Genomic DNA, 24128 nt, shown 5'->3' on the forward strand with positions numbered 1-24128 from the left:
ACAAAGAAAACCCAACGGCGGTGAGCCGTTGGGTCGGGGCGTGACGCTAGAACATTATTGCGCCTTTTGCGGCTGTTGCGCTTTCCAGGCTTTGAACTCGGCCCATTCGGCGCGACGCTCGGCCTGTTTCTTCTGGATCTCGTCGAATTTCTTCTGTTGATCCGGTTTCAACACGGCGCGGACATCGGACTCGGCCTTCTTGTGGTTGGCCGCCATCTCGTCTTTCATGGCTTTCTGGTCGGCTGGCGAGAGTTTCTCCAGGTATTTTTCGACCGTCTGCTTACGCTCGTGCATCTGCTCGCCCATGATCTTGCGGATCTGCTCGCGCTGTTCGCGGGACAGGTCCAGCTGGCTGTACGGGCCTTTGCCGTGCATGCCGTGCATCTGACCGCCATGGCGCGGGCCGTCCAGCGGGCCACCCATCGGGCCGCCATCCTGTGGCAGGGCCATGGCGACGGTCGGCAGGGCAGCGGCAAACATCAGAGCGATAAGAGTCTTGCGCATGGTGAATCTCCTTTGTCTCGTTCCCGGTACGTTCCGGATGAGTACAGATTACGGAGATCAAGGTCAGCGGCGGTCAGCGCTGTGTAAAGCTTGGGTAAACACGTTTTCGCGCCGACCTGACAAAACTGACAGACGATCAGAGGCTGTAGTAGTAGCCACGGCTGCGCAGGGCCACGATGCGCGGGCGGCCGTCGGGGTGCGGGCCGATCTTTTTGCGCAGGTTGCTGACGTGCATGTCCAGGCTGCGGTCGTACAGGGTCAGCTTGCGGCCGAGGGCGATCTGCGCCAGTTCCTGTTTGTCCAGCGGCTCGCCCGGTTGCTTGAGCAGGGCCTCGAGCAGACGGCTTTCGGAGACGGTGAGGGTGAATTCCTTTTCGTCGATACTGACCACGCCGCGCACCGGGCTGAAGCTCAGGTCGCCCAGCTCCAGCTGGGTCGACACGGCGGCCGGATGACTGCGGCGCAGCACGGCGCGCAGGCGGGCGGTCAGTTCGCGCGGATCACAGGGTTTGGCCAGGTAATCGTCGGCGCCCAGTTCCAGGCCGAGAATCCGGTCCAGCGGCTCGCCCCGGGCCGAAAGCATCAGCACCGGTAGGTCGGCATGATCACTGCGTAGTTGCTTGAGCAGTTCCAGGCCGCTGCCGTCGGGCAGCATCACGTCCAGCACCACGGCCGCCGGCGCGGTTTCGGCCAGCGCCTTGCGGGCGCTCTGGCCATCGTGACAGGCCCGGACCTGAAAGCCTTCCTGGCTCAGCCAGCTACTCAGGAGTTCACACAACTCCTGGTCATCATCAATCAGTAACAGCTCGCTCATGACTCACTCAATTTAGCCATTGCCGACGTTTTCGGCTTGCTCCACTGGCAAAGATACCGCAGAGCAGCGCCAATAGCGCTACCCCGGCCCCGGTGACGAACCATTGCTGCTGTTCGGTCAGCAGGCGCGGCAGCGGGCTGGCCTGGGCCTCCTTGAGTTGCAGCTTCAGACGCTGGTTCTCCTGGCGCAGCCGGGCGAGCTGGGCGCTTTCGCGGGTGTTGTCGGCATTTTGCAGTTGTTTGCTCAGTTCTTCCCGTTGCTGCTCACTGGCCTTCAGGCGCTGCTGCAACTCGGTGATCTGACTGCCGGCGCTCAATGAAAGCGGCGTGGAGCTGCCGCCCTCGGTGCTTTCGTCACCATGGGCGGGCGCCATGATCGACAACGTGACCAACATCAGACACAACGGACCCTTGCGCATCGCGACTCCTGTTTCCAAATGGATATTGGGCAGGTTGTCGGCCGGCAAACGAGAATAATGAGCGATTGAGAGCGCGATGAACGGACAAGGTTCATCGCGCTGAGGGCTTTTACGAGGGGGAGGTTACGGCAGGACTTGCTTGAACGGCTTGACGATCACGTTGGCGTAGACGCCGGCGGCGATGTAAGGATCGGCATCGGCCCAGGCTTGCGCAGCGCTCAGGGAGTCGAATTCGGCAACGATCAGGCTGCCGCTGAAACCTGCTGCGCCCGGATCATTGCTGTCGACCGCCGGGTGCGGGCCGGCCAGCACGATGCGGCCTTCGCCCTTGAGCACCTGCAGGCGTTCAAGGTGTGCCGGGCGCGCAGCGAGGCGGGCGTCCAGGGAGTTGGCGACGTCGGTGGCAATGATGGCGTAGAGCATGTCAGTCCTCGGTTTTTGGCGTTGTGGTATCGGCGTCGTGCAGGTGACGGGACAGGTAGATGCCTTGACCGACCAGGAACAGCACGGTCATGCCCAGGCTGCCGAATACCTTGAAGTCCACCCAGATGCTCTGGAAGGTAAAGGCAACGAACAGGTTGGCGGCCCCGCAGAACAGGAAAAAGGCGATCCAGGCGATGTTCAGTCGGGTCCAGACCGGATCCGGCAGGGTCAGTGCGTGGCCCATGATGCGCTTGATCAGCAGGCGGTCACCGATGAAATGGCTGCCGATGAAGGCCAGGGCGAACAGCCAGTTGACCACCGGGGCTTTCCATTTCAGGAAGGTTTCGCTGTGAAAGGCCAGTGTCAGGCTGCCGAACACCAGGCAGGCAATCAGGGTCAGCCACTGGCTCTTCTCCAGCTTGCGCTGCTTGATGAAGAGCGCGCCGTACACCACCAGCGAGCTGATGATCAGCATGGCGGTGGCACTGTAAATGCCGCCTACCGTCAGTTCATGGCCGGCAACGTCGACGGTACGTGGATCGAGTTTGTAGACGATGAAGAACAGCAGAAGCGGGATGAAATCGATGAATTGTTTCACAGTGAGAGCCAGAAGCTGGATGTGGCGGCATAATAACAAACATATGGGCGCGCGATAGCGCCAGCTGATTTGAGGTAACACATCCCCGTGAATGTTGATTTGCACTGCCACAGCACGGCCTCCGATGGCGCCCTGGCGCCTGCGGCACTGGTTGCGCGTGCGTTCGAGAACGGCGTGCGAGTCCTGGCCCTGACCGATCACGACACCCTCGAAGGCCTCGCCGAAGCGCGTACGGCCGCCGAGGCGCTGGGCATGCAACTGGTCAACGGCGTCGAATTGTCCTGCACCTGGGGCGGGGCGACCATTCACGTGCTCGGCTACGGTTTCGACGTCAATGCCGCACCGTTGGTCGAGGCGATTGCGAAGTTGCACGATGGCCGTTGGCTGCGGTCTGAGGAAATAAGCCGCAAGCTCGCCCTCAAGGGCATGCCGAATGCGCTCGACGGCGCGCGGCAGATCCAGCAGGAACTGGGCGACAGCGGCAACGCCCCGGCCCGTCCGCATTTCGCCGACTGGATGGTGCGTGAAGGTTTTGTAAAGGATCGCGCCGAGGCGTTTCGCAAATGGCTCGGCGCCGGCAAGCTGGGGGACGTCAAGCTGCACTGGCCGACCCTTGAAGACACCGTCGGTACGCTGCGCGCCGCCGGCGCCTGGGTCAGCCTGGCGCATCCGTGGCACTACGATTTCACCCGCAGCAAGCGCCGAAAGCTGATTGCCGACTATATTCAAGCGGGCGGGCAGGCGATCGAAGTGGTCAATGGTCATCAGCCTGCGGAACAGGTGGGCAGCCTGGCAATCCTTGCCCGTGAGTTCGGTCTGCTGGTCAGCGCCGGCAGTGATTTCCATGGCCCTGGTGGCTGGTCCGAGATCGGCCAGTACCGGCCGGTGCCGGAGGACCTTCCACCCCTGTGGTGTCGGTTCAAACATGACCCAGTTATTGCCGCCGTCTGAACAGGTAGAGAATGTGAGTCAATTTTTCCAGATTCATCCGGAAAACCCGCAAGCGCGCCTGATCAAACAGGCCGTCGAGATCATCCGCAAGGGCGGAGTTGTGGTCTATCCCACCGACTCTTCCTACGCAATCGGTTGCCAGATCGGTGACAAGAGCGCCATCGAGCGCGTTCGTCGCCTGCGTCAACTCGACGAAAAGCACAACTTCGCGCTGATCTGCAGCGATCTTTCGCAACTGGGCAACTACGCCAAGATCGATACCGGGACCTTTCGAATCCTCAAAGCCCACCTGCCGGGGCCGTACACCTTCATTCTCAACGCCACCCGCGAAGTGCCGCGCCTGCTGCTGCATCCGAAGAAACGCACCATCGGTCTGCGGGTGCCGAGCCATCCCATCGCGCTGGCGCTGCTGGCCGAACTGGGCGAGCCGCTGATGAGCGTGACTCTGATCATGCCGGGTGATGAAGACCCGTTGAGCGATCCATACGAAATGCGCCAGTTGCTCGAGCATCAGGTGGATCTGATCATCGACGGCGGTTCCGGCGGCATCAAGGCCTCCACCGTGATCGACCTGACCGGCGATGATCCGGAAGTGATCCGCGTCGGTTGCGGCGACCCGGCTCCATTCATGGCCGAGGCCTGAATGTCCGCAGTGGAAACCGTTGATCCCCAGGCCGGTGCCCAGCAGGAACTGCCGTTTGCCATGGTCTATGGCCAGGCCGTCACGGAAATGCCGCTGGACCTGTACATCCCGCCGGATGCATTGGAAGTCTTCCTCGAAGCCTTCGAAGGCCCCCTCGACCTGCTGCTGTACCTGATCCGCAAACAGAACATCAACATCCTCGACATCCCGGTGGCGGAAATCACCCGCCAGTACATGGGCTATGTCGAGCTGATGCAGTCGGTGCGCCTGGAACTGGCCGCCGAGTACCTGGTGATGGCCGCGATGCTGGCCGAGATCAAGTCGCGGATGCTGCTGCCCCGGGCCGAAACCGTCGAGGACGAAGAGGACGACCCGCGCGCCGAACTGATCCGCCGTCTGCAGGAGTACGAACGGTTCAAGGCTGCCGCCGAAGGCATCGATGGCCTGAGTCGGGTCGGTCGCGATGTGATCGTGCCCAAGCTCGACGCCCCGGAAGCCCGTGCGCGCAAGCTGTTGCCGGACGTGGCGCTGGAGGAAATCCTGATGTCCATGGCCGAGGTGCTGCGCCGCGGCGACATGTTCGAAAGCCATCAGGTCAGCCGCGAGGCGCTGTCCACCCGCGAGCGCATGAGCGATGTGCTGGAACGGCTCAAGGGCGGCGGGTTTGTGCCGTTCGTCGAGCTGTTCACCGCCGAGGAGGGCAAGCTCGGGGTGGTGGTGACCTTCATGGCGATCCTTGAACTGGTCAAGGAATCCCTGATCGAGCTGGTGCAGAATGAGCCGTTCGCCGCGATCCACGTGCGAGCCCGAGCCGAATAACGAGTCCCGATATGAACCTGACTGAACCCCGCGAGCTGGCGTCCCTGCTTGAAGCCTTTCTGTTGGCCTCGGGAAAGCCGCAATCCCTCGAGCGTCTGTATGAACTGTTTGAAGAAGGTGAGCGCCCGGAACCGCCGGTCTTCAAGAAAGCCCTGACCCTGCTCGGCAAATCCTGTGAGGGCCGGGCGTTCGAGCTCAAGGAAGTCGCTTCCGGCTATCGTCTGCAAATTCGCGAAAAGTTCGCGCCGTGGGTCGGTCGTTTGTGGGAAGAGCGTCCGCAGCGCTATTCCCGAGCGCTGCTGGAAACCATGGCGCTGATCGCCTATCGCCAGCCGATCACCCGGGGCGAAATCGAGGACGTGCGGGGCGTGGCGGTCAACACCAACATCGTCAAGACGCTGATGGAACGCGAGTGGATCCGTATCGTCGGTTACCGCGACGTGCCGGGCAAACCGGCGATGTTCGCTACCACCAAGGCGTTTCTCGACCACTTCAACCTGAAGAATCTCGACGACTTGCCGCCGCTGGCCGAGTTGCGCGAGATCGAGGCGGAACCGGTGCTCGACTTCGACGACGCTCCGGTGCCGCCGGGCTTGCAGGAGCTGGCCGATGCCAGTGCCGAGCCGGAAGAACCGAAGGAGGAAACCAGTTTTCACACTCTGCTGCTGGAACTGGACAGCATGGAGGAGGGGATCAAGACCGACTTCGACGACTTGCTGCGTGACGGGGTGGGCGGCGAATCGATGCCGACCGGGTTTGAATCCGATCCTGTCGAGCCGCCGGTTGAGGGTGAATTCGAAACTGAATTCGAGCCTGAATCTGAGTTTGAGCCTGAATTTGAGCCCGAGCAGGAAGACGATGTACTCGGCGTGGCCGAAGCCCGGGAAAAGCTGCTGGCCGCCGTCGCCCGGCTTGAGCAGCCCGCACCCGAACCCGCCGCCGAGGAAGAATTGAGCGAAGAAGAAGCCGAGGCCCGCGCCCTGGCCGAAGCCATCGAAGCCGAACGCCGCGAGTTCGAGGATTGAGCATGAGCTCGACCAAGGACCCGTGCATCAGCGTCTGCAAGTTCAGCGACGACATCTGCCTCGGCTGCGGCCGCAGCAAGCGTGAGATCCGGGCCTGGAAGAAACTCGACAAGGACGACAAGCGCACTGTATTGGCCGAAGCCGCGCTGCGTTTGATCAAGCTCGGCGCCACCGGTCGGCGGAAAAAGAAATAACCTTGCCCTGATCGACTAGTCTCTGATGCGCGCGCGGCCACATCCGCGTATGATTCGCGACCCTTCGGCGATCCCTTCGTCCGAAAACCCAGATTTCAACGCTTCAGCGGCTCATTCAGCGCCGCTGAACAGACCACACCGGGAGGTGCCCAGATGAGTGACATCAATCAGAAAGACGACCAGGAAATCGGCCCAGCAGGCGAAAAGCTGCAGAAAGTCCTCGCCCGTATCGGCGTCGGCTCGCGCCGTGACGTCGAATCCTGGATCGCTGCCGGCCGCATCAAGGTCAATGGCAAAGACGCCACTTTGGGCCTGCGTGTCGACATGCACGACGCCATCACCATTGATGGCAAGGTCATCAAGCGCGAAGAAGCCGCCGAGTCGGTTCGCCGCGTGATCATGTACAACAAGCCCGATGGCGAGATCTGCACCCGTGACGACCCGGAAGGCCGTCCGACCGTGTTCGACAAGCTGCCGCGTCCTAAGGAAGGCCGCTGGATCAACATCGGTCGTCTCGACATCAACACCACCGGTCTGCTGATGTTCACCACCGACGGTGAACTGGCCAACCGCCTGATGCACCCGTCCTACGAGATGGACCGTGAGTACGCGGTGCGTGTGCGTGGCGAAGTCGACGACGAAATGATCGAGCGCCTGAAGGCCGGCGTCGTGCTGGAAGACGGCCCGGCGCGCTTCACCGACATTCAACAGGCACCGGGCGGCGAAGGCTTCAACCACTGGTATCACTGCGTGGTGATGGAAGGCCGTAACCGTGAAGTACGTCGCCTGTGGGAATCCCAGGGCCTGGTGGTCAGCCGCCTGAAGCGCGTGCGTTTCGGTCCGGTGTTCCTCAATTCCGACCTGCCGATGGGCCGCTGGCGCGAAATGAGCCAGTACGAAGTCGACGTGCTGAGCGCCGAAGTCGGTCTGACCCCGGTGGCCATGCCGCAACTGAACGCCAAGAGCAAAGACAAGCTCGACCGCATGCAGCGCAAGTCGTCGCGTCCGATGGCGCGTACCGAGCGCGTGCGCACCCTGCGTCCGGCCAACGGTGCACCGATTGGCGCCGGTCCGCGTCCGGTCCGCGAGCCGCAGATCGAAGGCGAGCGTCCAGGTCGCAAGCCGGCAGCGCGCCCGGATGGCGAGCGTGGCCCGCGTAGTCCGCGTCCGGCCAATGGTCGTGCCGAGCGTGGCGAAGGTCGCGGTACGCCGGTGGCGGATCGCCCAGTCGACACCAAGCGTCCGGCCAAACCGGCGCCGAAGCGTCCGGGCATCAAGCTGGCTGATGATGACAAGCCGTCGGGCAAGCGCCGTGGCGCACCGGCCGGTTCCGGCCAGCGTCCGGGTTTCGGTCGCAAGAAGCCGGAATAAAGCAGTTGTAAGCTTCGAGCGGCAAGCTTCAAGCTGAAAACAGAAACGCCAACCTTAGGGTTGGCGTTTTTTTTTTTGGACTTTTTATTTCTTTTTTTCAGGCGTGTTTTTCTTGTTTTAAAACAAAAAACTTAACGCCTTTCAAATAGTTAGTCAGCTAACGTCAATCGCTGCTCCGGGCTTCGATGGGTCTGGAGTGGAAACTTTACGTTACGCACTGTCAGTGAATATTTACGAAAAGGCCGTCGCAAACCCGTAAATCGGGTGTCTTTATCAGACTGTAAGGAAAATCTGCCGGAGCCAGTCCCTCCGGGCCTTGCGTAGCGCTCTGGCGCGCTTGTTTCAGTGTCGTTTGGAGGGTGAGATGCGCCCCATGCCTGTCGTGCAGGTGCATAACAAGAAGGAGGCGCAATGAACGCCGTTATCCATTTTCACTTCTCCACGTGGGGCGAATCTTCCATCGTCCACGCCGATGGCCTGCAAAGGCCTGACTCAAATTTTGCAGCCGCCCGGGCCTCCCGGGGTGGACACATGCAATCCCGGCAACCGACACGCTGATCCGGCGAGGTCTGGCAGCAGGGGGTTAGCGGTGTACAATGCGCCGCGTTTTAACTGTGACCCTCTGCGTAATCGCGCAAACCTCAAGGTTTATCCGCCTTGTTCACTCCGCCGCGTCACAAGCGTGTCGGGTTCGATTTCGTCACAGATAAAAACAAACAGGTGACGCATGACCGTTGTAAAAAAGCTGAATTCCTGGTGCCTGCGCTGGGGTTTGATCAAGGTTGGCTGAAATCGCCACCTTGCAGCAACGTCTACTGAACATCATCAAACCTTGCGTGAGACCTTTTTCATGAGTGGACAAAACTCGCAATCAGGCGAGCTGAAACGCGGCCTGAAAAATCGCCATATTCAACTGATCGCCCTCGGTGGCGCGATCGGTACCGGATTGTTCCTCGGCTCGGCCGGGGTGCTGAAATCCGCCGGCCCGTCGATGATCCTCGGCTATGCGATCTGCGGCTTCATCGCCTTCATGATCATGCGCCAGCTCGGCGAAATGATCGTCGAAGAGCCGGTGGCCGGTTCCTTCAGCCACTTTGCGCACAAATACTGGGGCGGCTTCGCCGGTTTCCTGTCGGGCTGGAACTGCTGGATCCTGTACATCCTGGTGGGCATGTCGGAGCTGACCGCGGTCGGCAAATACATCCACTACTGGGCGCCGGAAATCCCGAGCTGGGTCACTGCCGCCGCGTTCTTCGTGCTGATCAATGCGATCAACCTGGCCAACGTCAAAGTCTTCGGTGAAGCCGAATTCTGGTTCGCGATCATCAAGGTCGTGGCGATCGTCGGCATGATCGCCCTGGGCAGCTACCTGCTGGTCAGCGGCCATGGCGGCCCGCAGGCTTCGGTCAGCAACCTGTGGTCCCACGGTGGCTTCTTCCCGAACGGCGTCAGCGGTCTGGTGATGGCCATGGCGATCATCATGTTCTCCTTCGGCGGCCTGGAAATGCTCGGTTTCACCGCAGCCGAAGCCGACAAGCCGAAAACCGTGATCCCGAAAGCGATCAACCAGGTGATCTACCGGATCCTGATTTTCTACATCGGCGCACTGGTGATCCTGTTGTCGCTGACTCCGTGGGACAGCCTGCTGGAAACCCTCAACGCTTCAGGCGATTCCTACAGCGGCAGCCCGTTCGTGCAGGTGTTCTCAATGCTCGGCAGCAACACCGCCGCGCACATCCTCAACTTCGTGGTCCTGACCGCGGCATTGTCGGTGTACAACAGCGGCACCTACTGCAACAGCCGCATGCTGCTGGGCATGGCCGAGCAGGGCGATGCGCCGAAAGCGCTGGCCAAGATCGACAAGCGCGGCGTGCCGGTGCGTTCGATCCTGGCGTCGGCGGCGGTGACTCTGGTGGCCGTGCTGCTCAACTACCTGATCCCGCAACATGCGCTGGAACTGCTGATGTCTCTGGTGGTTGCAACGCTGGTGATCAACTGGGCGATGATCAGCTTCTCGCACTTCAAGTTCCGCCAACACATGAACAAGACCCACCAGAAGCCGCTGTTCAAGGCGCTGTGGTACCCGTACGGCAACTACATCTGCCTGGCGTTCGTTCTGTTCATCCTTGGCGTGATGCTGCTGATCCCGGGCATCCAGATCTCGGTGTACGCGATTCCGGTGTGGGTGGTGTTCATGTGGGTCTGCTACGTGATCAAGAACAAGCGTGGTGCGCAACAGGCACTGCACGCAGCGAGCGCAGCCAAGTAAGCGTCGTTGCAAAAACAACAAACCCGGCCAAGTGCCGGGTTTTTTGTACTTTCGCGGTATCCTGCAGGTTCTGATCAGGGACGCTTTTCCATGCTGGTGATTTCAAACAACGTGCATCTGCCGGATGCCGAGATCGAACTGACGTACATCCGCGCCCAGGGCGCCGGTGGGCAGAACGTCAACAAGGTCTCCAGTGCCGTGCACCTGCGCTTCGACATTCCGGCCTCGTCCTTGCCCGAGTTCTACAAGGAGCGGCTGCTGGCGCTGCGCGACAGTCGCATCACCGGCGACGGCGTGCTGATCATCAAGGCCCAGCAGTACCGCACGCAGGAACAGAACCGCGCCGATGCACTGGAGCGTCTGACCGAGTTGATCCTCAGCGCCACCAAGGTCGAGAAGAAGCGGCGGCCGACCAAGCCGACGCTGGGCTCAAAGAAGCGTCGACTCGAATCGAAGACCAAGCGCGGCAGCATCAAGGCCGGGCGGGGCAAGGTGGATTTCTAGTCTTCGCGGTATTTCGCCGTGTGGCGGTACAGATAGACGCTCAATGCCAGACCGCTCAGCGCGGCGAGGGCGGCGAACAGGAAGATCGAGGCAAAACCGAAGCCTGCTGCAATCGCCCCTGCCAGCGGCCCGGTGATACCCAGCGACAAGTCGATGAACAACGAATAAGCCCCGACCGCCGCACCACGGCTCGAGGCCGGCACCAGGTTCACGGCTTCCACGCCGAGCGCCGGGAACACCAGCGAGAAACCGAAACCGCTCAATGCCGCGCCGGCCAGTGCCCAGTGCGCGTCCGGCGCCAGCCACAGCAACAGCAGGCCCAAGGTTTCCACCGACAGGCAGGCAATCGCCACACGAAAGCCGCCGAGGCGGTTGATCAGGTTGCCGAACAGCAGTCGCGCACCGATGAAGCTGGCGCCGAACAGGCTCAGGCACAGCACCGCGTTATCCCAGTGCTGCGTGGCGTAATACAGGGTGATGAAGGTGGCGATAGTGCCGAAACCGATCGAGCCCAGCGCCAGTCCGCAGCCATGCGGGAAGACGCGCCCGAGAACGTGCATGAACGGCAGACGCTCGCCAGCCACAATCGGCGCGGCGGTTTTCGGCCAGGCCAGCAGCAATCCCAGGCTGGCGAGCAGCAGAATGCTTACGCCCATGCTCCACAGACCGAAACGGCTGACCAGCCATACCCCGAGCGGCGCACCGACGGCCAGCGCGCCGTAACTGGCGATGCCGTTCCACGAGATGACTTTGGCGGTGTTGGCTGCACCGACCCGGCCGATGCCCCAACCGATCGAGCCTGAGCCGACCAGACTTTCCGCGCTGCCCAGCACCAGACGGCCGACGAACAGGCTGATCAGGCTCAGCAGCGGCAGGTGGGGCGTCCACGCCGAAATCAGCATGAACACACCGCTCAAACCACAGCCGGCCAGACCGATCATCACGGCACGTTTGCTGCCCTGGTTGTCGATGATCTTGCCGGCATACGGACGGCTGAGCAGGGTAGCGAGGTATTGCACGCTGATCACCAGCCCGGCGATGACCGCGCCGAAGCCCAGGTCGCTGTGCACGTAGCCCGGCAGCACCGCCAGCGGAATGCCGATATTCAGATAACCGATGAAGGTGAACAGGACGATGGAAACGACTTGCAGCGTGACCGCCAGGGGGCGCTGGGGTTCTGGCATAGAGGACGACATGAATAACGATCCACGGGAAGAGCAGAATAGATAGGCTGCTCATGATACCGATGCGGACGCGTCTGGGGCGGGGAAAAGTAAAACTATTTGGCCGGGGCGACCAATTGCGTGGTGACCAGTGCGGCCAACGCGTTTTCTTCGCTGCCGAAACGGGCGAGCAGGGCAGCCTGTTTCTCGGGCGAGAGACGGCTCCAGATCTCGATCATCTTCTCGGTGGCACCGATCAGGATCTCGGCCTGTTGTTCATCGAATTCTTTGGACATGGCAGCTCAGGTTTCAGGCAGTGTGGAAAGCGCATGTTAGCGCTTTCCACACGGTCTGTACGGCGGGTGTTGCTTACTCTTCGCTGTCGGCCGGACGGCTCTCGGCGGCTTCTTTCGGCTCGGGCTGTTGGGCACCGGCTTGTTGCGTGGTCGTCTGCTCAGTTTCGTGCAGGCTTGGGAAGGGGAGATTCGGAATCTCGTGCATGGTTGCGCTCCTCGCTAAGTCTGTTGATAGATCTGGTAGATCCGCGCTTTCAGAAAGCTTGCGAAGGATACAGCAGGAAAAGTGACAAACAGATTTTTAAATCCATTTGTTTCGACAGGCGGGATTGTCTAGACAAGTGCGACAGGGTGACGCAGGGCAAATGTGGGAGCGAGCCTGCTCGTGATGAGTGCGCCTGATCGTTCCCACGCTCCGCGTGGGAATGCCTCAATGGACGCTCTGCGTCCGCTTCGGCATGGGACGCAGAGCGTCCCGGGCTGCATTCCCACGCAGAGCGTGGGAACGATCAGCGGTCAGTGTCAGGAACCTTTGTTGCCCTTTTCATGGGACGGGTCGTAGACCTTGGTCAGGTCCCCGCCGAGGCGGAAGGTCTTGAACGGCTGCATGCCGTGCTTCTTCTCGATCACATCCGGCGAACAGGTGTAGAGCGTGCAGAACGGTTCGAGCCAGGCGAATTTCATGTCCTCTTTCAGGTCGGTCATGTCCTGCTCTTTGCCGTTCTTCTTCTCGAACTGATCCGGGTCTTTCACCCCGGCCAACACCCGGTCACCCAGACGTTTCAGCGCACCGTTGTTTTCCTGACGCAGATCCACACCGTTGACCTGGGCGAAACTGGCGATCATCGCCAGCGGCGGCAAGGCGTAGTTGTGATAGGCGAGGGCGCGTTGCTGGCGCTTGAGTTCGTTCGGCAGATAGCCGTCGGCATCGATCTGATTGACGCCGACCTTGTATTCCTTGACTGCCCAATCGAACAGGTCGCGGCGGTTGGTCGCGACCGACGTCGCCATCACCGACCAGGCTGCCCAGTACGAGTGGTTATTGGTTTTTTCCAGCGGCAGGTTGTCCCAATCGCTGACCACCTGATCAGCCATTTTGCTGAACCAGGCTTCGATCACTTGGGCTTCCTGCTGGTGCTGGGCCAGCGGATGGGAGTCGGAGAACTTCAGGCGAATGTACGAAGAGGCCATGCTGCCCAGCGCCCATTTGCGCATCGACTTGCCGGTGTGGTTGAAGTCTTTCGACATCAACGCATCGGCCTTGGCCCACGCGGTGAGCCAGTTGAGCGTGCAATCGAGCTGCTCCGGGCGACCGTCGCGCATGAACTGCATCACCCGCTTGGCAGTGCCGCGCTCAAGTGTGGTGATGTCTTTGGTGGTGTCGCGAAAGGCCTTTTCCGACTGCACGTTCAGCGTCGCGCGGGCCTTGTCCGAGCCTTCGTATTTGCTGCGAAATTGCAGTGGCCCGGTGTATGGCGTCGGCATTGCGTCGCAGCCTTCGCTCTTGTCGCCGGTCTTGAATTTATCCACCGGCGCAAAATAGCCCTGTGGCGGACGCAGTGGTGCGGCGGCCTGCGCGGTGCCGGCGAAGATCGCCAGCCCGAGCAGTGTCGGCGCCAAAAGGGTTTTCAGTTTCGGATTTCGCATAGCAGACCTCATTGCCCGACCTGAGCGGTTTGTTGCCCAGCGCCCGGGAATACGTTGCGTTTGCAGATTTTCGCTTCGACTTTCTGTGGCGCGGTGCCCGCTTCCGGGCCCTGGACTTCGACCGCCAGCAGGTTTTGCGAGGCCCAGTCTTCGTCCGTGCGCAACTCAAAGGCGAAACGACCGTCGGTGTCGGAGGTTTCCGGTTTCTCGATCTTGATGTCCTCGTGGCGACCGTTCATGTACCAGAGGGTGGCTTGCAGGGTTTTCACCGAGGTGTCGGCGAAGCGGATGTCGACCTGATGGCTGCTGTTCTGCAGGTTCAGGTTCTTGCTGTTGACCAGCAGTTCTTGTTTGCCGCCCGGCTTGAGCGTGGTGCTGGCGGACATTTGCGCCTCTTTGCCTTCGCAGCCGTTGTCGAGCAGCGCCATCATCTGGCGATAGATGGTTTCCTGGTCGAGGCGGTACAGCGGCGAGAATTCCCAGATAAGGATTTTCGGCGGCGTCTTCTGGAATTCGTCGCTGCCCAGGTACTGCAGCATCGAACCTTCCAGACCGCCGCCGGGGAACGCGACATTGAGAATGTCGGCGCCGATGGCTTCTTCGAGGAAGCCGGCGAAGTTGTAGTTCTTGCCGCTGTGCGAAGTACCCACGAGTGTGATCTGCGGATTGCCGGAATCACCGAACAGGTCGCCGTCGCCAGCCTCGCCTTTCGGCTCGGTGGTGAACTGGTCCATGTACTGGATCGCGTAACTGGTGCCGCACAGTTGCCCGGCCATGTTGTGCAGGGTGCCGGTCTTGCCCATGCGCCCGGAGCGTTTGGTTTCGAACTCACGCTTGGGAATGTCGGCGAAGGCCGGAATCTGCTTGACCTTCTCGGCGACGATTTTTGCCGTGCGCTGGGCGCCGTATGGCGTCCAGTGCTGGTCACCGCGGAAGTAGAAATCGTGAGCGGGCAGGGTCTCTGGCAGCGACTCGTTGGTCAGCGGCGACAGGTCCGGCACCACGTAACCCATCTTGGCGAAACGGCCGAGCATGGTCTTGTAGTTGCCCAGCGCTTTCTCGTAATCGAACGCGGCTTTTTCTGCCGGATTGAGCTTGTTGCGGTTCACCAGGCCACGGGTCGGCTGGTAGACGATCACCAGTTCGACGCCTTTGGCCTTGAAGGCATCGTGCAGCTGTTGCAGGCGCTTGTAGCCGGCCGGGGTGGTGTTGAACTCGGTGCGCAAGTCTTCCTGGGTCCGGAACAGCCAGTCGCCCTGCGCCTGCACCAGAGTGGTGAAGTTCTGCTGGTAGCGCGTGGTGTAGTTCTTCGCGTCGTGGGCGGCCGGGCAAAGGCTGCAGCACGGTTCGGCCGTGAATTTCGGTGGCTGGACTTCATCGGCGCGGGCGCCGTTGCTGGCCGTCAGGATGCCCACGGTCAGGGCCGACAGGCTGAGTAATTTGATCAGGTGTGGGTGCATAAAATTATCCTCAGTCCTGCAATTCGGTCTGGCGTTCGACAGGGTCGATCAGCACGGCTTTCTGCTGGCGCACCAGCAGGTCGAGAATTTCATCCTGGCGCTCGCCGAGGATGCCGTTGAAGCTGATGCCGCTGGATTTGGTCGGCGCCAGCATCGACACGCGATACAGCTCGACACTCAGTGGCGAATCGATCGACAGCGGGCCGCTGCCGTTGGCCGCCAGTTCACCGCCGACCACGATCAGCGAGACCTGGGCGTCGAACGGGTCGAGCTTGATGTCACGGTCGGTGTCGGTCAGGTCCTTGATGTGCCCGTAGACGCCGGTCAGGCCGTTGGCCATGGCGACGTTTTCGTAGAGGCGAATGTTCACGCTGTTACGAATGCGGATGCCGTGGCGCTTGTTGCTGATGACCTTGTTGCCCCATAGCAGGTTGTCGGCAGACTCGTAGAGGGTGATGCCGTCGGTGTGGTTCTTGTAGATCTCGTTGTAGGCAATGATGTTGTTGACGCTGTTACGGTCGATCACCAGCCCCGAGAGGTGGTTGTCGTAGCTTTTGTTGTTGAAGATGAAGCTGTCGTTCACCTCACGGGAAATGATGATCCCGTGCTTCTTCTTCGTGCCGTACACCGTGTTCTCGGCAATGATCAGACCGTGGGAACGGTCGTGCGGGTCGATGCCGTAGACGATGTTGTCCTTGTAGGTGTTGCCCTTGACCACGAAGTCGCGGGTCTCGTAGCAGTAGAAGCCGTACCACATGTCCGAGAACTCGGAGCCGACGATCCAGCCGGTCGGCTCGGGACGCTTGAGCACCTTGGCCATGTTCGGCGTGTACTGGGAAATACTCACGCCGTAGGACTTACTGTTGGCGTAGCCGAAGCTGGCCATCTTGCTGTTGACGATGTAAGTCTCGGTGCCGCCCCAGGCCAGCAGGAACGGGCGGAATTCCTTCGGCGAACGGAACGTCGCCGGGCCGTTTTCCTTCTCGCGCCAGCCGGTGACTTTGGTGTCACGCACGAACAGCTGGCCGTCGTTGACCAGGAACGAACCGGCCTCCTGCGACAGACGCAACTCCTGGGTCTGGCCGTCGATTTCGAGGATGCCTTTGCGGCCGACCACGATCGGCAACTTGGCCAGGTAGACGCCCGGCGAGGTTTCGCTGAAGTACTGCTTGGGCAGTTTCTGCGCCAGTTCTTTCAGGTTCATGTAGCCGTCGTCGACGAAGATCGCTTGCGGGATGCCGTGCTGACGCACCACCCATTCGGCCATCTTGTTGTCGCCGCCGATGAAGTCCTTCAGGGCGTCTTCCTGCATCATCCGGCGCACGCTGATCTTGCCCGGTTTGCTGCGCACGATTTTCGCGGCGGCGGCTTCGGCGGTGTAGCCGGAGAGGTCGGGCAATTTCGGCTTGGCCAGTTCCAGCGCTTCGGTCGGTGCGCTGCTGACGGTGTAGGTCTTGGCCTGTTGCAGCTCTTTCGCGGTGGTCGCGGGTTTGGCCGGTTCCACACTGGCGAAGGCGCCGGCCGAGGCCAGCAGCATCGCGCCGGCCAGCAGGCTGAGTGAGCCTTTGCGGGCACTGTTCATGTCGGGCACTCCCTTGGCGGTCAGCATCAGAAGCGCCAGATCACGTCGATGAACGCGCGGTGCATGTACGAATCGACCTGGCTGCCATAGGCGTCACCCGGCTTGAACACACCTCCACGGAAACGCACCAGCGCCGAAGGCTCGTCGATCGACTGGCTCAGCGCCGCCGGCAGCAAGCCTTGCTTGAAGTACTTGGTGACCACCAGATCCATCTCCTGACCCAGATCCTTGTTGCCGTCCTGCAGTGGCAACGAGGTGCTGGAAAGGATCGCGCCGGTCACGTCGTCAGTGTTGTTTTCCACTGCGTTGATGCCGTTGCTGCCCACCGGCTTGTTGCCGTCCACGCGCCAGAACTTGTGGTAGATCAGGCTGGCGTCGTACTGGTCGTTGAGCATCCACGACCCGAACAGGGTGGCGGTCTGCATGTTGTTCATTTCGCCACGGAAGGCCTCGCCGAAACGGTGAACCCGCGAGCGAGTACCGGTGTAGTTCGAGCGGTTGCTTTCCAGGCCGTTCTGTTCGTAATCGGCGCTGGCACGGGCATACGCCGCACCGACCTGCCACTGCGGATCGAGGCGCAGGCGCACACCGATGTCGGTGGCCCAGCCGTCGACGTTGTCACTGCGCTTGGCTTGCGCCGGACGAGTGCCATCGGCGTTGAGGGCGTTGACCGTGTCGCGGTCGCCGCTCATGCCGGTGATGCTGCCCCAGTAGTTGACGGTGTTGGTATTGCGCCAGTTGTAGGCGTCGCTGTCGGCGGTCAGGCCGAGCCAGCTGATGTCGCCGTTCTGGGTTTTATCCAGCGAATCGCGTGGTACGCCGGGTTCGGCGTAGTCGAGCTTGCCGTCGTCATGGGTGTGGTGACCGCGAATGCCGACCCAGTTGCCCGGTGTCCACTGATAAGCGGCATCGGCGTAGGCGTGCAGGCGATCCTTGTCTTTGGGGGCCAGCTCTTTCAAGTCGGTGCGGTATTCGCTGAAGCGTTCGGCGACACCGGCATTGGCGCGCAGCAGGGTGGTGTCGAAAGTCCAGTTCAGCGCTTCGATGTTGGTGTCGCGCCACTGGCCGTCGTCGTTGCGCAGGCGCTGGCGACCGAACTTGAGGATCTCGCCGGGGTAGGGCGTCAGGCCGCTGTAGCCGACCCAGAATTCGCGCATCGCCAGGTAGTTTTTCTTGGTCTTGCGGTCGCCGTTGTCGGTGGTTTGTTCACCGTCGGACTGCTGCAGGGTGTCGGTCTCGATGATGTCGGTCGAGGTCACGGCCTGGCCCATGGCGTAGGCGCTCCACGCGCCGCTTTCGCCGTAGACCCACGGACGCAGGTCGAGGCCGAGGCCGTTGACGTCGCCGCCGCTGGCGGTGCCGAGGTCGCGGTCGTCTTCGGACTGACCGGTGATTTTCACTTCGAGGCCGAAGTTTTTCGATTCAGTCATCGCGGCCAGGGTCGGGCAAGACCAGATCAACGCGAACGTGAGGCCAATGCCGGCCTTCACAAAGGGATTCAATTTCATAATTTTTCCTCGCCGTCTTCTTCTTGCAGGGCGTGCAGTTGCAGCGTGTTCTGGCTCAGGGCGCCACGGGTCGCCTGTTCCTGTTGCAGCAGGCGCTGGGCTTCGGCCAGGCGCTCGGGCGGCAGCTGGGCGGCGAGGGTGGTCGCCAGCTCATCGGCTTGCGGGGTGTTTTGCGCTTTGGCCAACTGGCTGAACACGTAGGCGTTGACTGGGTCGGGCTTGGTGCCCTTGCCTTGGGAAAACAGCTGGGCGATGGCGAAGTCGGCGCTGTTCTGGCCGTTGCGCGCGGCGGTCAGCAGATGGTCGAGGGCCTTCTGCGGATAGACCTTGCCCAGGTAGCCACGGCGATAGATCTGGCCGAGGTAGTAGTCGGCAGCGACTTCGCGGCCGACGGCTTTCTGGAAATGTTCCTCGGCGACTTTCGCGTCGGCCGGGACCAGTTTGCCTTCGTAGTAGAGCTTGCCCAGCAGCAGTTCGGCGCGCGGCTGATCGGCGGCGCGGCCGTTGTCCAGGTACTTCATCATCTGGTCGATGTCGCCCAGTTCCGGGAAGTCATACAGCAGTTGCGCGAGGGTGACCCACGACGCCGGATAACCCGGAGCGATCGGCTCGAGCAGCGACTGCGCGGTTTTTTCGTCGGTCTTGCCCAGGGTCGAATCGGCCAGCACACGGGCCACCGAATCCACCCGCTGAGCACTGACGGTGCCGCGGCTGTAACCGGCCTGCAGTTGCTTGATCAGCTCGGCCTGCTGCTCCGGCGCGCCACGTTTCTGATAAACCGTGGCCAGCTCGACGTAGCAGATGTCGGTGGTGTTGATTGCGGCCTTGCAGATCTTTTCCACGTCATCCAGATGCTGGTCGTAAGTGCCCTGGGTGCGATACAGCAGCACCTGAGCGAGACCGGCTTCCGGGTAACCGGATTTGCGCCATTGATCGATCTGCTGCTGGGCGTTGATGTTCGGGAAGCTGTGCGGGTATTGCAGGTACAGCATCGCGAGCGGGATCAGCGTGTTGCCTTCGCCACTGGCGGCGGCTTTCTTCAGCAGGCTTTCGGCTTCCTGATGCTCGGCTTCGGTGGAGCCGGGCTTGGCCACCAGCAAACGACCGAGTCGGGCCTGGGCACGCGGCGAAACACTGGCGGCGGCGCGGTAGGTGGCTTCGGCCTGTTTCATTTGTTCCGGATCGCGGCTGTCGACCTGGATGTCGGCAAGGCCCACCTGGGCTTCGCTGTAACCCAGGTCGGCCAGCGCACGGTAGTTCTGCGCGGCGGTCGCGGTGTCGCCGCGCTTGAGCGCTTCGTTGGCCAGACGCTGGTCGGGCAGGCCGGCGCAACCGGCCAGGGCGATTGCCATGGCCATGGCCAGGCTCAGTGGGGCCGGCGGGATTCTGATAGGGCTCGTCACAGGCATGTCCTCGACTTAAAGACCGGCAGCCATGGCTTTGTCGATCAGCCAGTTCAGGTTCGGACCACGGTCGCTGTTGACTTCCACCGGGCGGCCGGCGAAGCGGCTGTCCAGCGGTTCGTCAGGCTGGATCTGCACGCGGATGTCGGAGGACAGGTCAGCGCTTTTCAGGCTGGTGCTGCTGACGATCTTGCCGGTGCGGGTCTTGTCTTCGCCGGCGATCTGGAAACTCACCGGGGTGCCCGGACGCACGTCGCCGAACTGGCGATAGGAGAAGCGCGCATCGACGGTGGCCTGGGTGTTGCGCGGCACCAGTTGGAAGATCACGTCGCCCTTGCTCGCGTATTGACCGTCGGCCACCAGTTGCTGGGCCACGGTGCAATCGCACGGCGAGGTCAGGGTGCCGGTCATTTGCTTGCCGAACAGTTCTTCAACCTTGGCCGGGGACAGTTGATCTTCTTCCAGGTGACCTTTGAGTACGTCGAGCATGCTGGTGCTGAACGTCGCCAGCGGTGCGCCCTTGGCGGCAACGCCGTCGGACTTCACCAGGCTTTGCACGGTGCCGTCGCGCGGCATGGTGATGTTCATCCCCGGCACGCTGACCAGGCCGGCCTGCGCATGGCTGACGAAGTACATGCTGTACACCGATTTGAAAATGAAACCCGCCGCCACCAGGCCGACCGCGAAGATACCGGCGCTGAAGGTCACGGCTTTCAGGCGACCGAACGGGGTCATGCCGGAGTCGCCGTCCTTGACCTTGCGCGCCTTGGTGAAGTTGTCGCGCTGCAGGGTCGCCAGCACTTCACCGATGCTGACGATGTCGCCGGCCAGGTGCGAAGTGATCAGGTGACGCAGGGTCGAAATGTCCTGCGGTTCAAGGTTCTGGAACTGGCAACCAGCACGACCCGTCTGGCGGTCGTAGGAGCGCACTTGCAGTTCAACGTCCATGGCCAGGCCGAGGTTGTCGATGACGAACTGCAGACGCGCCTTGTACACCTCGCCGACGGTCAGCGGCAGTTGTCCGGCGTTGAACGCCAGACCACCGGCGGACAGGTCGAGGACCCGCGCTTCAACCGGAGTCCGGTCGGGGCCGAAGAAGCGCAGCTTGGCCGGGATTTTCACACGGGCGTGCTGACGCTGGGCTTCGGATTCATGCACTACGTTGGCGTTGACGGCGGTATTCATGGGGGCGATTTCCTTGTTAATTCAATAGGGGCAGGTCAGACCATCATCAGCAGCACGGCGACGAAAATGCTGCCGGCGGAGAAGGTCATGGTCCGAGACGACCAGGTGTTGAACCAACGTTGAAAGCTGGCGAGATCACGGGTCAGGGAAGTGGGTTGGCGAGTCCAGGATTGTTGGTCGAGGCGGAAGAACACGTAGATCTTCACCAGCGCACCGACGATCTGGTTGTAATAGAGAATCGCCGGGTAGGCCGGACCGATCCGGTGGCCCGAGCAGGACAGCAGCAGCGTCAGAATCAGACGGGTGATGCCGATCCACAGCAGGTAAACCAGGATGAACGCGGTGCCATACTTGAAGCTGGCGATGATGGCCACGGTCAGGCCGAGCAAGGAGGTCCACATCGATACGCGCTGGTCGAACAGCACCACCGAGGTGAAGGCGCCGAGGCGTTTCACACCCAGGCCCAGCGCTCGGGAGTTCTGCCGCAGGTTGTTGCCGTACCAGCGGAACATCAGTTTGCGGCTGGCCTTGATGAAGCTCTTTTCCGGCGGGTGTTCAACGGTGTTGATCGCGGCGTCCGGCACGTAGAAGGTGTCGTAGCCCAGACGCATCAGGCTGAACCAGCTCGACTTGTCGTCGCCGGTCAGGAATTTGAAACGGCCCAGGCGCCAGTGTTGCAGCGAGTCGCTTTCCACGTCGGCGATGAATTCCGGGTTGGTGACCACGGTGGCGCGAAACACCGACATGCGTCCGGTCATGGTCAGCACGCGTTTGGACAGGGCCATCGAGCACATGTTGATGTGGCGCTGGGCGAAACGCAGCTTGTGCCATTCGCTCATGATGTAGCCGCCGCGCACTTCGCAGAACTCGTTGGTGGTCAGGCCGCCGACGTTGCCGAACATCTGGAACCACGGCACGGTTTTGCGCACGACGCCTTCGCCGAGCACGGTGTCGCCATCGATCACGGCCACCACGGCGCGGTCGTCCGGCAGGTGACGGGAGATCGCGCGGAAACCATAGGCCAGGCCATCGCGTTTGCCGGTGCCGGGAATGCGTACGAAGTCGAGTTTCACCCGGTCCGGCGGATTCATCCGCGCCCACAGTGCCTTGACCAGCAGCTCATCGGACATTTCGACGATGGAGCAGACCACGGTGGTCGGCAGTTCGCAGTCGATGGCTTCGCGGATCACCGAGCTGTAAACCTGCGCGGTGGTCAACGCGTCGATGCGGAAACTGGTGACCATCAGAAACACATGGGACGGGTCCGCCGCCTTACCCAGCTTGCGAACCTTGCGGCGCAGGTGCGGGTAGACGATGTAGAGAAAAATCATGCCGCGTACAAAGTGCGTGGCACCCATCGAGTAGCGCCAGATACCTACGGCGCCAATCAGGAAAATGAAGTCCTTCGACTCGGAGTCGAACGTGGACGTGGGCAGCATCAGGGCCAGGCCCATCAGCAGGCTCAGAAACAAAAGCCAGCCGGCGGATTGCAGGAAAAAATGTTTGAGCTTGGACATGACCGTCATCCGAAGGTGATGGGAGCTTTAAGCGACAAGCTTCAAGCTTCGAGCTGCAAGTGAAACGCTTTGGCTTGCAGCTCGAGGCTTGTCGCTTAGGGCCGAGTTACCAGCAGATGCCTTCAGTGCGGCTACCGGCGCTGGTGGCCTTGGACATGAAGCCCACCAGGTCGATCACCTGCTTGCCCTGCGGTGCTTCTTCGGCCAGGGCGCGGAACTTCTCGTCGCGGTTGCCGAGGATGATCACGTCGGAGTTGTCGATCACCGAATCGAAGTCCGAATTGAGCAGGGACGATACGTGCGGGATCTTCGACTCGATGTAGTCCTTGTTCGCGCCGTGGACACGGGCGTACTGGACGTTGCTGTCGTAGATGCTCAGGTCGTAGCCCTTGCCGATCAGCATCTCGGCCAGTTCCACCAGCGGACTTTCGCGCAGGTCGTCGGTGCCGGCCTTGAAGCTCAGGCCGAGCAGGGCGACTTTGCGTTTGTCGTGGCTTTCAACGATGTCGAAGGCGTTCTGCACTTGCGATTCGTTGCTGCGCATCAGCGAGTTGAGCAGCGGCGCTTCGACGTCCAGGGAACCGGCGCGGTAGGTCAGGGCGCGCACATCTTTCGGCAGGCACGAACCGCCGAAGGCGAAGCCCGGGCGCATGTAGTACTGGGACAGGTTGAGGGTCTTGTCCTGGCAGACCACGTCCATCACTTCGCGGCCATCGACGCCCACGGCTTTGGCGATGTTGCCGATCTCGTTGGCGAAGGTCACTTTGGTGGCGTGCCAGACGTTGCAGGTGTACTTGATCATCTCGGCGACGGCGATGTCCTTGCGGATGATCGGTGCGTCGAGTTCTTCGTACAGCGACTGCAGAACGTCGCCCGAAGCCTTGTCGAGTTCGCCGATGACGGTCATCGGTGGCTGGTCGTAGTCGGCGATCGCGGTGGATTCACGCAGGAACTCAGGGTTCACGGCAACACCGAAATCAACGCCGGCTTTCTTGCCCGAGCAGTCTTCGAGAATCGGGATGACAACGTTTGCCACGGTGCCCGGCAGGACGGTGCTGCGCACGACGATGGTGTGACGGGTGGACTTTTCACGCAGGACAAAACCGATCTCGCGGCACACCGCTTCGATGTAGTTCAGTTCCAGGTCGCCGTTCTTCTTGCTCGGCGTACCGACGCAAATCATCGACAGGTCGGTGTCGCGAATCGCCTCGGCGAAGTTGGTTGTACCGCGCAGACGGCCGGTCTGGATACCTTGTGCCAACAGCTCACCCAGGCCCGGTTCAACAATGGGAGATTTGCCAGCGTTGATCATGTCGATCTTGTCTTTGGCAACATCGACGCCCACCACGTCGTGACCCCGAGCAGACAGGCAACCGGCACATACTGCGCCAACGTAACCCAAACCAAATATGCTGATGCGCATCGCAATTACCTCTGTATATATCAGGCCTTAGAGGGCCGGAGTTAATGGTGTTCAGCGTTCATTAGTGCACTCGAAAGTGCGGCATACAGGCGCCACAATGCCGTGTGCAGGCATACTAAGTTTCGAGTGTCTAAATAAGTGCACTCAAGATGTGCGTAACCAGGCCTTGTTGTTATGACGTGCCCTGTTATGCAGCCGATCTTCTTTGGAGAAGACTCTTGTGCAATCGTCTTGCGCGCTCGATGTCAGGATGAAAGTCCCGTAAATCAAGCGGTTGGGTGCTCAGGCGAGCACGTTTATAAGGGCGCGGCCATGGCCTTTGTAGGGGATATTAATGGTGCGTATCTCCTGTCCATCGTCTGCTTTGAGACTAGTTAGTCATCTAGGCAAGTTGCTGTGACAACTTGGTTA

The 24128-nt window shown here is 61.2% G+C and carries 24 protein-coding genes; 8 read left to right on the forward strand and 16 right to left on the reverse strand.

The annotated features are described in order from the left end of the window. Nucleotides 1-54: 54 nt before the first annotated feature. The 5 genes from AWU82_RS14965 to AWU82_RS14985 form a co-directional block, all read right to left on the reverse strand. Nucleotides 55-504, reverse strand: a complete 450-nt coding sequence (locus tag AWU82_RS14965) for a Spy/CpxP family protein refolding chaperone (protein WP_064378588.1) — start codon at nt 502-504, stop codon at nt 55-57. 136 nt (nt 505-640) lie between these two features. Next, on the reverse strand, nt 641-1318 hold the full coding sequence (locus AWU82_RS14970; RefSeq protein ID WP_007958370.1) for a response regulator transcription factor: 678 nt from the start codon (nt 1316-1318) through the stop codon (nt 641-643). Between the two features lie 7 nt (nt 1319-1325). Continuing rightward, nucleotides 1326-1736, reverse strand: a complete 411-nt coding sequence (locus AWU82_RS14975; protein WP_011333001.1) for an SH3 domain-containing protein — start codon at nt 1734-1736, stop codon at nt 1326-1328. Between the two features lie 123 nt (nt 1737-1859). Further along, nucleotides 1860-2159 (reverse strand): YciI family protein, encoded by a 300-nt coding sequence (locus tag AWU82_RS14980; protein ID WP_064378589.1) that lies wholly within the window; start codon nt 2157-2159, stop codon nt 1860-1862. Between the two features lies 1 nt (nt 2160). Next, nucleotides 2161-2757: a septation protein A gene (locus AWU82_RS14985; protein ID WP_011333003.1), complete on the reverse strand. Its 597-nt coding sequence runs from the start codon at nt 2755-2757 to the stop codon at nt 2161-2163. Between the two features lie 87 nt (nt 2758-2844). Here AWU82_RS14985 and AWU82_RS14990 point away from each other — a divergent pair, with 87 nt between their 5' ends. The 8 genes from AWU82_RS14990 (at nt 2845) to arfB (ending at nt 10533) form a co-directional block, all read left to right on the forward strand. Further along, nucleotides 2845-3708, forward strand: coding sequence for a PHP domain-containing protein (locus tag AWU82_RS14990; protein WP_064378590.1), 864 nt, complete (start codon nt 2845-2847; stop codon nt 3706-3708). 13 nt (nt 3709-3721) lie between these two features. After that, nucleotides 3722-4351 carry an L-threonylcarbamoyladenylate synthase gene (locus tag AWU82_RS14995; RefSeq protein WP_139831628.1) on the forward strand — a complete coding sequence of 210 codons (630 nt, stop codon included), beginning with the start codon at nt 3722-3724 and terminating at the stop codon, nt 4349-4351. After that, nucleotides 4352-5170, forward strand: a complete 819-nt coding sequence (locus tag AWU82_RS15000; protein ID WP_007958362.1) for a segregation and condensation protein A — start codon at nt 4352-4354, stop codon at nt 5168-5170. An 11-nt stretch (nt 5171-5181) separates the two neighbouring features. After that, a complete protein-coding gene (gene scpB / locus AWU82_RS15005) occupies nt 5182-6195 on the forward strand; it encodes an SMC-Scp complex subunit ScpB (RefSeq protein ID WP_064378592.1) in 1014 nt (337 codons plus the stop codon). A 2-nt stretch (nt 6196-6197) separates the two neighbouring features. After that, nucleotides 6198-6389, forward strand: coding sequence for a DUF1289 domain-containing protein (locus AWU82_RS15010; RefSeq protein ID WP_007958358.1), 192 nt, complete (start codon nt 6198-6200; stop codon nt 6387-6389). Nucleotides 6390-6542: 153 nt separating this feature from the next. After that, on the forward strand, nt 6543-7760 hold the full coding sequence (gene rluB, locus AWU82_RS15015) for a 23S rRNA pseudouridine(2605) synthase RluB (RefSeq protein WP_064378593.1): 1218 nt from the start codon (nt 6543-6545) through the stop codon (nt 7758-7760). Nucleotides 7761-8610: 850 nt separating this feature from the next. Next, on the forward strand, nt 8611-10029 hold the full coding sequence (locus AWU82_RS15020) for an amino acid permease (protein WP_064378594.1): 1419 nt from the start codon (nt 8611-8613) through the stop codon (nt 10027-10029). Between the two features lie 90 nt (nt 10030-10119). Then, entirely contained in the window at nt 10120-10533 is a 414-nt protein-coding gene (arfB, locus tag AWU82_RS15025) for an alternative ribosome rescue aminoacyl-tRNA hydrolase ArfB (protein WP_011333010.1), read from the forward strand. Here the strand turns inward: arfB and AWU82_RS15030 are convergent. From AWU82_RS15030 to AWU82_RS15075, 11 genes are all read right to left on the reverse strand, one after another. Next, nucleotides 10530-11717: an MFS transporter gene (locus AWU82_RS15030; RefSeq protein WP_170928991.1), complete on the reverse strand. Its 1188-nt coding sequence runs from the start codon at nt 11715-11717 to the stop codon at nt 10530-10532. The genes arfB and AWU82_RS15030 overlap by 4 nt on opposite strands. Nucleotides 11718-11812: 95 nt before the next feature. Beyond that, complete coding sequence (locus tag AWU82_RS15035; RefSeq protein WP_007958348.1) at nt 11813-11992, reverse strand: hypothetical protein; 180 nt, start codon at nt 11990-11992, stop codon at nt 11813-11815. Between the two features lie 73 nt (nt 11993-12065). After that, nucleotides 12066-12197, reverse strand: a complete 132-nt coding sequence (locus AWU82_RS29335) for a hypothetical protein (RefSeq protein WP_007958347.1) — start codon at nt 12195-12197, stop codon at nt 12066-12068. 317 nt (nt 12198-12514) lie between these two features. Beyond that, the gene (locus AWU82_RS15040; protein WP_064382461.1) at nt 12515-13639 is read right to left on the reverse strand and encodes a mannuronate-specific alginate lyase; all 1125 of its coding nucleotides are present in this window, start codon (nt 13637-13639) and stop codon (nt 12515-12517) included. An 8-nt stretch (nt 13640-13647) separates the two neighbouring features. Then, nucleotides 13648-15099: an alginate O-acetyltransferase gene (locus tag AWU82_RS15045; protein ID WP_064382460.1), complete on the reverse strand. Its 1452-nt coding sequence runs from the start codon at nt 15097-15099 to the stop codon at nt 13648-13650. A gap of 10 nt (nt 15100-15109) precedes the next feature. Next, nucleotides 15110-16681, reverse strand: coding sequence for a mannuronan 5-epimerase AlgG (algG, locus tag AWU82_RS15050; RefSeq protein ID WP_011332555.1), 1572 nt, complete (start codon nt 16679-16681; stop codon nt 15110-15112). A gap of 26 nt (nt 16682-16707) precedes the next feature. Beyond that, entirely contained in the window at nt 16708-18189 is a 1482-nt protein-coding gene (locus tag AWU82_RS15055) for an alginate export family protein (protein ID WP_064382459.1), read from the reverse strand. Further along, nucleotides 18186-19598 carry an alginate biosynthesis TPR repeat lipoprotein AlgK gene (gene algK, locus AWU82_RS15060; protein ID WP_064382458.1) on the reverse strand — a complete coding sequence of 471 codons (1413 nt, stop codon included), beginning with the start codon at nt 19596-19598 and terminating at the stop codon, nt 18186-18188. Before algK ends, AWU82_RS15055 begins: the two co-directional genes overlap by 4 nt. A gap of 9 nt (nt 19599-19607) precedes the next feature. After that, nucleotides 19608-20777: an alginate biosynthesis protein Alg44 gene (locus AWU82_RS15065; protein ID WP_039769455.1), complete on the reverse strand. Its 1170-nt coding sequence runs from the start codon at nt 20775-20777 to the stop codon at nt 19608-19610. A gap of 35 nt (nt 20778-20812) precedes the next feature. Beyond that, nucleotides 20813-22294: a mannuronan synthase gene (gene alg8 / locus AWU82_RS15070; protein WP_163974069.1), complete on the reverse strand. Its 1482-nt coding sequence runs from the start codon at nt 22292-22294 to the stop codon at nt 20813-20815. A gap of 106 nt (nt 22295-22400) precedes the next feature. Then, nucleotides 22401-23717, reverse strand: coding sequence for a nucleotide sugar dehydrogenase (locus AWU82_RS15075; RefSeq protein ID WP_064382457.1), 1317 nt, complete (start codon nt 23715-23717; stop codon nt 22401-22403). Nucleotides 23718-24128 lie beyond the last annotated feature (411 nt).

The sequence above is a fragment of the Pseudomonas glycinae genome (assembly GCF_001594225.2).
Classification (GTDB): domain Bacteria; phylum Pseudomonadota; class Gammaproteobacteria; order Pseudomonadales; family Pseudomonadaceae; genus Aquipseudomonas; species Aquipseudomonas glycinae.